12 protein-coding genes are annotated in these 8,641 nt (G+C 57.9%); all 12 read left to right on the top strand.

The annotated features are described in order from the left end of the window. A partial coding sequence (locus SMC7_RS03110) for a class I tRNA ligase family protein (protein WP_126850712.1) occupies positions 1-1,362 on the top strand: 1,362 nt, incomplete at its 5' end. Further along, positions 1,362-2,174, top strand: coding sequence for a TatD family hydrolase (locus SMC7_RS03105; protein WP_119088917.1), 813 nt, complete (start codon positions 1,362-1,364; stop codon positions 2,172-2,174). The genes SMC7_RS03110 and SMC7_RS03105, both read left to right, overlap by 1 nt. Then, positions 2,152-2,364, top strand: a complete 213-nt coding sequence (locus tag SMC7_RS03100; RefSeq protein WP_119088916.1) for a ferredoxin family protein — start codon at positions 2,152-2,154, stop codon at positions 2,362-2,364. Before SMC7_RS03105 ends, SMC7_RS03100 begins: the two co-directional genes overlap by 23 nt. Then, positions 2,357-3,484: a 2-oxoacid:acceptor oxidoreductase subunit alpha gene (locus SMC7_RS03095; protein ID WP_119088915.1), complete on the top strand. Its 1,128-nt coding sequence runs from the start codon at positions 2,357-2,359 to the stop codon at positions 3,482-3,484. Before SMC7_RS03100 ends, SMC7_RS03095 begins: the two co-directional genes overlap by 8 nt. Beyond that, positions 3,481-4,275: a thiamine pyrophosphate-dependent enzyme gene (locus SMC7_RS03090; RefSeq protein WP_119088914.1), complete on the top strand. Its 795-nt coding sequence runs from the start codon at positions 3,481-3,483 to the stop codon at positions 4,273-4,275. The genes SMC7_RS03095 and SMC7_RS03090 overlap by 4 nt, the downstream gene beginning before the upstream one ends. Before the next feature lies 1 nt (position 4,276). Further along, positions 4,277-4,855, top strand: coding sequence for a 2-oxoacid:acceptor oxidoreductase family protein (locus SMC7_RS03085; protein ID WP_119088913.1), 579 nt, complete (start codon positions 4,277-4,279; stop codon positions 4,853-4,855). A 157-nt stretch (positions 4,856-5,012) separates the two neighbouring features. Then, the gene (locus SMC7_RS03080) at positions 5,013-5,912 is read left to right on the top strand and encodes a radical SAM protein (RefSeq protein WP_119088912.1); all 900 of its coding nucleotides are present in this window, start codon (positions 5,013-5,015) and stop codon (positions 5,910-5,912) included. Then, positions 5,909-6,934 (top strand): FAD:protein FMN transferase, encoded by a 1,026-nt coding sequence (locus SMC7_RS03075; RefSeq protein WP_165845095.1) that lies wholly within the window; start codon positions 5,909-5,911, stop codon positions 6,932-6,934. The genes SMC7_RS03080 and SMC7_RS03075 overlap by 4 nt, the downstream gene beginning before the upstream one ends. After that, positions 6,931-7,302, top strand: coding sequence for a NusG domain II-containing protein (locus tag SMC7_RS03070; RefSeq protein WP_119088910.1), 372 nt, complete (start codon positions 6,931-6,933; stop codon positions 7,300-7,302). The genes SMC7_RS03075 and SMC7_RS03070 overlap by 4 nt, the downstream gene beginning before the upstream one ends. Then, positions 7,286-7,831, top strand: coding sequence for a Gx transporter family protein (locus SMC7_RS03065; protein WP_119088909.1), 546 nt, complete (start codon positions 7,286-7,288; stop codon positions 7,829-7,831). The genes SMC7_RS03070 and SMC7_RS03065 overlap by 17 nt, the downstream gene beginning before the upstream one ends. Continuing rightward, positions 7,828-8,070, top strand: coding sequence for a hypothetical protein (locus SMC7_RS03060; protein ID WP_119088908.1), 243 nt, complete (start codon positions 7,828-7,830; stop codon positions 8,068-8,070). The genes SMC7_RS03065 and SMC7_RS03060 overlap by 4 nt, the downstream gene beginning before the upstream one ends. Beyond that, entirely contained in the window at positions 8,067-8,639 is a 573-nt protein-coding gene (locus SMC7_RS03055; RefSeq protein WP_119088907.1) for a Maf family protein, read from the top strand. The genes SMC7_RS03060 and SMC7_RS03055 overlap by 4 nt, the downstream gene beginning before the upstream one ends. Positions 8,640-8,641 lie beyond the last annotated feature (2 nt).

Here is an 8,641-nt window from a genome sequence, read left to right as displayed (position 1 = left end):
GGCCTGCGGGATGTTTCCGTGTCCCGGTCGACCGTGAAGTGGGGAGTCCCCGTTCCCTTCGACACCGACCAGACCGTCTACGTCTGGTTTGACGCTCTGATCAATTATGCGACAGTGGCCGGCTATGGAACGGAGCGGTTTGCGACCGACTGGCCGGCCGACCTCCATCTGATCGGCAAGGACATCACACGGTTCCACGGCATCATCTGGCCCGCCATGCTGATGGCACTCAACCTTCCACTACCCCGGCGTATCTTCGCCCACGGTTTCTGGAACTTCGAGGGTGAGAAGATGTCGAAGTCGCTCGGCAATGTCGTCGATCCGGCTGCTCTCATCGAGAACCTGAGCAGCCTCATCGGGATCGACGAGCCTATGGCTGTCGATGTCCTGCGGTACTACCTGTGCAGGGAAGGAACCTACGGGCTTGACGTCGACTTCTCCAGCCAGCGCCTCCTGCTTCGCTTCAATACGGACCTCGCGAATGACTTGGGCAACCTGCTGAACAGGACGTTGAACATGTTCGCCAAGTTCCGACCCCAGATCGAGGGCCAGCCGCTGGAACCAAAAGCCGCTCTATCGGAGCTGTTTTCGACGACCCTTGCCGCCGTGAGCGCCGACTACGATAACCTGCAGTTCTCTGCGGGACTCGAGAAGACATGGACGCTGGTCAACATGCTCAACAAGATGATCGAAGACGACAAACCGTGGGCGCTGGCCAAAAGCGGTGACGCCGCTGGACTGGCAACCCATTTGGCAACCCTCCTGACAGGCCTCTGGTACGTTGCAAACCTTGTGGAACCGTGCATGCCGACCGTCTCAGACCGCCTGCTGGAGGCAATCCGGAGGCCACAGGTTGCCTGGAGTGACCTTGCATGGCGGGGACCGGGTTCAGAACTCCCCGAGGCAAGCTCGACTGTTCTGTTCCCCCGTATCCAGCCTGACCAGCTGGAAGAGTTCCTGGCAGCCCAGACGGCCCGCAAGACTGGCACGATGACAATCGCTGCTGCAACTGCTTCACCCGCTGCCGTTGTCGATTCCGGTCTGATCACGATCGACGACGTTGCCAAGGTGCAGTTGCGCATCGCCACAATCCTCGAAGGCGAACGGGTGCCCGAGACGGACAAGCTGGTCAAGCTGCGCGTCAAGGTCGGCGCCGAAGAGCGTACGATCGTGGCTGGCATCGGCAAGCACTATGATCCTGCTGTTCTGGTCGGCAAACAAATCGTGATTGTCGCGAACCTCCAGCCACGCAAACTCAAAGGCATTGCATCGCAGGGCATGCTCCTCGCGGCTTCGGCTGGAGACGAGATGGCTCTCCTGACACCGATGACGATTCTACCGGACGGAGCGGAAATCCATTGATGGAAGAACCCTCCTATATCGACACGCATGCGCATGTCCAGATGGCCGAGTTCGACGGTGACAGAAAGGATGTCCTGCGGAGGTGTTGGGACAGCGGCGTCCACTGGATTGTCTGTCCAGGCGTCGACATAGCTACGTCGAGTCTCGCGGGGCGTCTGGCACAAGAAGAGCCCGGCGTTTTCGCGGCCATCGGCGTCCACCCCGAGGACTGTGCCGATGCACCGTCAGACTATCTCGCACAGCTGAGTGCCTTGGCTGCCCGGTACAGGGAGAAGACCGTAGCCATCGGAGAGATTGGACTGGATTTCAAGGAGGGCAGGCCCGACCACATGGTGCAGCTGCGTTTCTTCGAGGAGCAGCTGCAACTCGCAGCCGACCTGGGGCTCCCTGTCATCGTCCACTCACGCTTTGCCGTGACACAATCCTTGAGTGCTATCTCGCATTTCGTCGGATTGCACGGAGTGATGCACTGCTTTGGAGGAACACCATCAGACGTCGAGCAGGCCGTGGGTATGGGTTTGTGCGTTTCGTTCACCGGCAACCTCACCTACCCGGGAGCACGTGCGACGCGCGAGGCTCTGAAGGTTTGCCCACATGAGCGTCTGCTGCTCGAAACCGATTCGCCCTACATGCCGCCGATACCGATGAGAGGCACTCGGAACGAGCCTTCGTTTGTTGTTCACACCTACCACGCAGTGGCCTCACTGCTGGACAGGGACGTACTTGACCTGAGCCAACGCATAGAACAGACTGCTCGAGAATTGTTCAACCACCACGAGAAGAGGGAACATGCCGGAGAAGAAGACATTTAAGATCACGCACAACCGTAAGTGGTGCAAGAACTGTGGCATCTGCGTCGCCGTGTGCCCGAAGAAGGTCTTCGAGATAGACCGGAGTGACCGGCACGCAATCGTCAACCCACAGGACTGTATCGGCTGTCAGATGTGTGTCGAGCACTGTCCTGACTTTGCGCTCATCGTGGTGGAGGTCAAGAATGAGTGAAAAGATGGTCCTGATGCAAGGCAACGAAGCCGTCGCCGAGGGCGCGATTGCCGCAGGCGTACGGTTTTACGCCGGATACCCTATCACACCATCCTCCGAAATCGCCGAGATCATGGCCAAGCGCATGCCACAGGTAGGTGGCACGTTCATGCAAATGGAGGACGAAATCGCGAGCATCATGGCGATTGTGGGAGCATCAATGGCCGGCAAGAAAGTGCTGACCGCGACATCCGGCCCTGGGTTCTCGCTGATGCAGGAGGGTCTCGGTTACGCGTGCATGGTCGAGGCACCCATCGTGATTCTGGACTCTATGCGTTATGGGCCTTCGACAGGCATGGCAACCAAAGTCTCACAAATGGATCTCATGCAGACACGCTGGGGAACTCACGGTGACCATTGGGTGATTGTCCTCTCCCCCTCCAGTGTCGAGGAGTCCTACCAGTTGACCATACGTGCGGTCAATCTGGCCGAGAAGTACAGGAATCCCGTCATTGTCCTGTCCGACGAGACCATCTCTCACCTGCGTGAACCCATCGGTATCAGCATTCCGCCGACCATTGTCGACCGCAGACTCCCGACCAAGAAGGCCGGCTACCTTCCCTACAAGACAGACGAATCACTGGTTCCGACGGTCGCCAACGTGGGCACCGGTTTCCGTACTAGCTTTACGGGCCTTGTTCACGGTGAGTCCGGCTTCCAGACCGCCAATGGTCATGTGGCAGAGGCCCTTGTCGAGCGCCTGCGCGACAAACTCTTCAACAACCTCGACGACATCATCCAGTTCGAGACCGACCGCGTCGAGGACGCTGATATTCTGTTCATGAGCTTCGGCATCACCGCCCGCGGAGTAAGTGAGTCAGTGGAATCGCTTCGTTCTCACGGACGGAAGGCTGGGTCGCTTCGGTTCATAACGCTGTTCCCATTCGATGATGACCGTGTCCGCAAGGCTGCCGGCAATGCGAGGACAATCGTTGTTCCCGAGCTTAATTCCGGTCAACTCGTCCTTCTCGTCAAGAGAGTGTTTGGAGACTCCCGGAAGGTCGTGCCCATGAACAAGATCAATGGCGATCTTATCAGTCCGCAGGAGATCCTCAACTTCGTCCGGGAGGAGAACCTATGAGACCCGATTTTCTGCGATGCGAACGACTGCCCAACATCTGGTGCCCCGGCTGCGGGAACGGCATTGTCCTCCGTGCGCTCCTCGAGGCAATCGACCAGCTGCAACTGGATCCCGACAAGGTCGTCCTCGTATCGGGCATCGGCTGCTCTTCACGCGCACCGGCATATACTGCCTTCGACAATGTGCACACCCTTCATGGCCGTGCCATTCCAGTGGCAACAGGCATAAAGATGGCCAATCCGGACCTCACGGTCATCGTGGTCACCGGTGACGGCGACGGCTCGGCAATCGGCGGCAACCATCTGATCCATGCCGCACGCCGAGACGTCGATATTACAGTCGTGGTGTTCAACAATTACAACTACGGGATGACCGGCGGGCAGGCGTCACCTCTTACGCCGAGCTCTTCGATCACGACGACGACCCCGAACGGCAATCTGGACCGACCATTCGACCTTGTGAAGCTGGCAGCCGGTGCCGGTGCAACGTATGTGGCACGTTCAGGCATCTACTTCACAAAACATCTTGTCGACCACCTCAAGAAGGCTATCGCCCATGACGGCTTCTCTCTTGTCGACGCTGTCGCCCAATGCCCTACGTATTTTGGACGGTTCAACAAGAAGGGGAGCGCCGGACAGATGGTCACGTCGCAGAAGGACTGGATGGTCCTCAAGAGCGTAGCCGAGAAAAAGACTCCCGAAGAACTGGTCGGAAAGACCATTATCGGCGAGTTCGTAAAAATTGAGCGCCATTCACCGGCGAGCGCGGCTGCGCCCAAGGAGCAGGCCTGATATGAGCAACGACAACCGTTTCGAACTCCGCATGACTGGCAGCGGCGGGCAAGGACTCATCCTGGGTTCTATCATCCTTGCGGAGGCCGCCATTATGGAAGGCAAGATCGTCACCCAGAGTCAGGTCTATGGCGCAGAGGCGCGTGGCGGTACGACCAAGGCCGAACTTGTCATCTCGAACAAGCATATCGCCTACCCTAAGGTCACCGATCCGGATCTGCTCGCGGCGATGACCAGTGAGGGACTCAAGCAGTACGGCGGAGGGATCAGCCGGAAGACCAGGGTTGTCGTCGATTCATCAGTGATGTCGGCCCCTGACTTCCTAAACGAGGAGAACTGCCGGGGCCTGTTGGCCCTTCCCATACGCAGCACCCTGATCAGCAGGCTGGAGTCCGAGCTTGGACTCAACATCGTCCTTCTCGGTATCATCGAGGGTCTGACAGCCATCGTGCACGTTGAGATGCTACGCAAGGCAGTCGCGATGCACATCAAGAAGCAATTCCTCGACTTCAACATGAAGGCTCTCGATCTTGGCATGGAAATGGTCGAAGCTCAAGCCAAGACCGGCATACGTATCTGAGGGCTGCATCGTCGGCCTGGGGTCTCCGTGATTGCTATGTGCACCTCATGTCCACCACAAAGGACACCGCGAGGGTGTCCTTTGTGGTGTTCCAGTGACCCTGCCCGCACACAGGCCACAAGCTGGAAATGCGATTTCACCCCGCTGCTGAGGAATCATGAGATTTGACAGGTTTTCCAGTCCTCTCGGGCAACCATATGTTTCCGCGATCGAGGAAGTGCCTCTCTATCACTATCTGCTCGGCGATTCGGTGCTCGTCCTGCAGATGCCTGGATGCCCCCTGCGGTGTCCGTACTGCGACCGCCCACTGCTGGCGCGTTCACAGGACTGGTCGCCCTACGACCCTGCCAGGCTCGCTGCGGCGGTCGAGATACTCGGGGGTGAGCCCGGGTTTGCCGGCGTAGTCTGGAGCGGCGGTGAACCGTCGCTACACTGGGACAATGTCATCGAGTGCTCCCGAAAGGTTCACGAGGCAGGCAAGAAGGTCACCGTAGCAACGAACGGCGGGGTGACGGCGGACCTTCTCCGCGACTCACCTGGAACGGTAGACGCACTGCTCGTCAGGTTCAAGGGTTTTTCCGACGAAACGTACCGAACGCTGGGAAGTCCGGCCGGTGTCTTGGAGAACAGTCGAGTCCTTGTAGAAAGTGCCATCGCCGCAGGGATTCACGTCGAACTCATGCTCGATATTGCACGAAACACTGCAGCCCAGGAACAGGAGTTCTCTGCCATGCTCGCGTGGGTCACGCAGGATCTTCGAAGGGGAATTCCTCTCCACCTCAGGGCCATTGCCCCCGAGCATGGTTTCGCAATTCACCATGGACCCGTCATGCCTTTTCTCGAAAACCTTGTAGAATCTGGGCGAAGACAACACGTGGGCTTTGTCTACCTGAGCAACTGCCATGGGCATTTCTTCAATAATACGATGTGTCCCAACTGCTATTCGGTCGTCGTCGACCGGACAGCTCGTCCACTGGACCTGTCCTTCGTCACGGATGGAATATGCGGCAACTGCGGAACGGACCTTGGATTGACACTCGACAAGGAGATACCGTGAGAAAAGCAATTGCCCCGATTGTGGCGGTTATTGTCGTCGGAGCAGGACTGGCGACCTTCTTCGCCTTGCGCAAATTGCCTGAGCCGGTTACGTCCACATACTTTCTTATGGACACGGTTCTCACCATCAAGACCACCGGAGGCGATGCAGCCGCAATTAACGAGCATCTCCATGCTCTGGCATCCAACGTGGACAGCATGACCAGCTATTACAATCCCGAGTCCGAGACGGTTCGCGTGAATGGAGCTGCCGGCAAGGGGCCGGTGTCCGTCTCACCGGAATATGCAGCACTCCTGAAAACCGCCGTGGCCGTGGAAACCATCGACCATGGCAGGACGTTTGACATAGCGATCTCACCCGTCTCGTCGCTCTGGGGCTTTATGACCAAGGATTTCAGGGTCCCTGCTGCAAAGGAGATATCGGATACGCTAGCCTATTCTCACTCAGACCAGCTGGTGCTCTCCGACACCACCGTGCAGCTTCGGGACTCCCAGGCCCGCATCGACCTGGGCGGTGTCGCCAAGGGCTACTCGCTGGATGTCATGGAGGAGTACCTCAAAACTGTCAAACCCCAGCCCCGGCAGGTGATCGTCGATTTCGGCGGCAACCTTTTGCTGTATAGCGGCGGCCGAAAGCGCGACTGGAAGATCGGCATTCGCGATCCGCGTGGCCAGGGAATCATCGGCTATGTTCGATCAGGGGATGCTTTTGTGGCTACGTCCGGAGATTATGAGCGGTACTTCGAGCGAGATGGAAAGAGATATTGTCATATCATCGACCCATCGACAGGATACCCGGGAACCCTCAATCAGAGCGTCACGGTCATCACAGACATACAGCCCATGCATGGAGCCATCGGCGACGCCCTCGGCAAGGTTTTCTTCTGCTCGACGGCCGAGACTCAGCGTTTGCTCTTCCAAGCGGCCCAGGGCCAGGGAACCGTTGGCATTGTCATCGTCGACGCTGCTGGAACACGGTCCACACTGGGGCCAATCACTTTCGTGCCCGCGGCTGCTCAATGAAGCGGAGTGACCGAATCACGGCGGTGGTCATCCTCACCGCCGTGGTACTTGTCGTTGTCTCCTGGATCGTCATGCACCGTACACGAGGCACCGTGGCGTTTGTGTACGTGGACGGCAAGGTCGTCGCGACAGTAGATCTGACGTTGCGCGAGCCCCAAACACTGCCCATAACGGGTATGCTGGGACCACTCGTGGTCGCAGCTGATGGCAAGGGCTCCATCCGAGTCGTGGAATCGACCTGCCCGGACCAGATCTGCGTGCATACCGTTCCAGCCCGGAGTCCCGGCGACCAGATCATCTGTGTACCCAACCGCATGGTCATTATCATTGAAGGAAAAGGGACCAACATCGATGCTCTCACCCAATAGGAGGAACCGTACAACACAGGTCACGCTACGATTTGCGTTGCTAGCCGCCGTTGCTATCGTCATCAACTACTTCGACCCTCCGCTGCCATTCCTGCCCGGCGCCAAGCTGGGACTGTCTCAGATAAGCACGATGCTGTGCCTGGAGATGTACGGAGCCCTCGCGACCGTCGCACTCGTGGTCCTGCGAGTTCTGGTCACGGGCATCATGAAGGGGAATCTGATGAATATCACGTCGCTGCTCTCCTTCGGCGGTAGTCTCGGCGCAGTCATTGTCATGGTCCTCCTGCGGAAGGCGTTCGGGAAGCACATCGGATTGCCGACCGTAAGTACCGTTGGGGGCGTCTGCAACAATGTGTCGCAATACCTGCTCTTGTTGATTACCAATACTGTGGGTACACTATGGTATTATCTGCCGGTGCTGGTGGTGGCGGGTGGAGCGGCCGGGTATCTGATCGGTGGTGTTTCGCTTGCTGTCCTGTCTCGACTCGACCGAGCCCTTCATGGCAGTGTACCTCTGGAGCAGCGGTGAGAAGAAAGGAACGAACGATATCGATAGCTCTTGTGATTGCGGGGGCTATCCTTGGATCCATACTCGGCGAGGTGCTAGGCGCCTACTACCCTTTCATGCGGGCAGGGCTCCATTTCGGCATCCCTGATTTTACGCTTCAGCTTGGATTCATGGAGCTTCGGCTGGGCTTTACGCTCAACATGAACCTGGGGACAGCAGGACTTGCACTGCTTTTTCTCTTCTTCTCGACGCTTATATGAGAATCTACTTGGCTTCGAGTTCGCCACGGAGGGCTCACATGCTCGCCGAATGGGGTATACCGTTTTCGGTCGTGGCGGGTGATGCGGACGAAGTCATGCTGGACGCTGCACCTGAGAACTGTGCAGCACAGAACGCACTGGCAAAGGCAAGATCCGGAACCAATCATGTGGACGCCGGGTTGGTCGTGGGCGCCGACACTGTCGTCGCCTGTGAAGGCCGAATCCTGGGAAAGCCGCTCGACGAAGGTCAGGCCCGCGATATGCTCGCGTTGCTCGAAGGGCGGGAACACCGCGTTATTACCGCCATGGCAGCTGTGCTCATGCCTGAAAAGATGGAAGGCGCCAGAACATCCATAACGCGTGTGTTCATGAGACGCCTGAGCGAGAATGAGCGGGACGCATACTTGAGCAACTCCGAATATTTGGACAAGGCCGGGGCATACGCCGTTCAGGGACTGGCAGCTAGCTTCATCGAACGAACTGATGGGCCGATGGACACGATCATCGGCTTCACGATGAGTGATTTTTATGCGCTCTGTGCTGAGCTGCATGTTGATATGAGGAGGTAAGT

It is taken from the genome of Candidatus Cryosericum terrychapinii (genome assembly GCF_003570925.1).
Classification (GTDB): Bacteria; Caldisericota; Caldisericia; order Cryosericales; family Cryosericaceae; genus Cryosericum; species Cryosericum terrychapinii.
Note: the sequence above shows the minus strand (reverse complement) of the source record. Positions and strands in the feature narration are given on the sequence as shown.

What these genes read in the sequence shown, in the direction of transcription:
- SMC7_RS03105 (WP_119088917.1), top strand. Translation starts at nt 1,362, where the DNA reads ATGGAAGAACCCTCCTATATCGACACGCATGCGCATGTCCAGATGGCC.
- SMC7_RS03100 (WP_119088916.1), top strand. Translation starts at nt 2,152, where the DNA reads ATGCCGGAGAAGAAGACATTTAAGATCACGCACAACCGTAAGTGGTGC.
- SMC7_RS03095 (WP_119088915.1), top strand. Translation starts at nt 2,357, where the DNA reads ATGAGTGAAAAGATGGTCCTGATGCAAGGCAACGAAGCCGTCGCCGAG.
- SMC7_RS03090 (WP_119088914.1), top strand. Translation starts at nt 3,481, where the DNA reads ATGAGACCCGATTTTCTGCGATGCGAACGACTGCCCAACATCTGGTGC.
- SMC7_RS03085 (WP_119088913.1), top strand. Translation starts at nt 4,277, where the DNA reads ATGAGCAACGACAACCGTTTCGAACTCCGCATGACTGGCAGCGGCGGG.
- SMC7_RS03080 (WP_119088912.1), top strand. Translation starts at nt 5,013, where the DNA reads ATGAGATTTGACAGGTTTTCCAGTCCTCTCGGGCAACCATATGTTTCC.
- SMC7_RS03070 (WP_119088910.1), top strand. Translation starts at nt 6,931, where the DNA reads ATGAAGCGGAGTGACCGAATCACGGCGGTGGTCATCCTCACCGCCGTG.
- SMC7_RS03065 (WP_119088909.1), top strand. Translation starts at nt 7,286, where the DNA reads ATGCTCTCACCCAATAGGAGGAACCGTACAACACAGGTCACGCTACGA.
- SMC7_RS03055 (WP_119088907.1), top strand. Translation starts at nt 8,067, where the DNA reads ATGAGAATCTACTTGGCTTCGAGTTCGCCACGGAGGGCTCACATGCTC.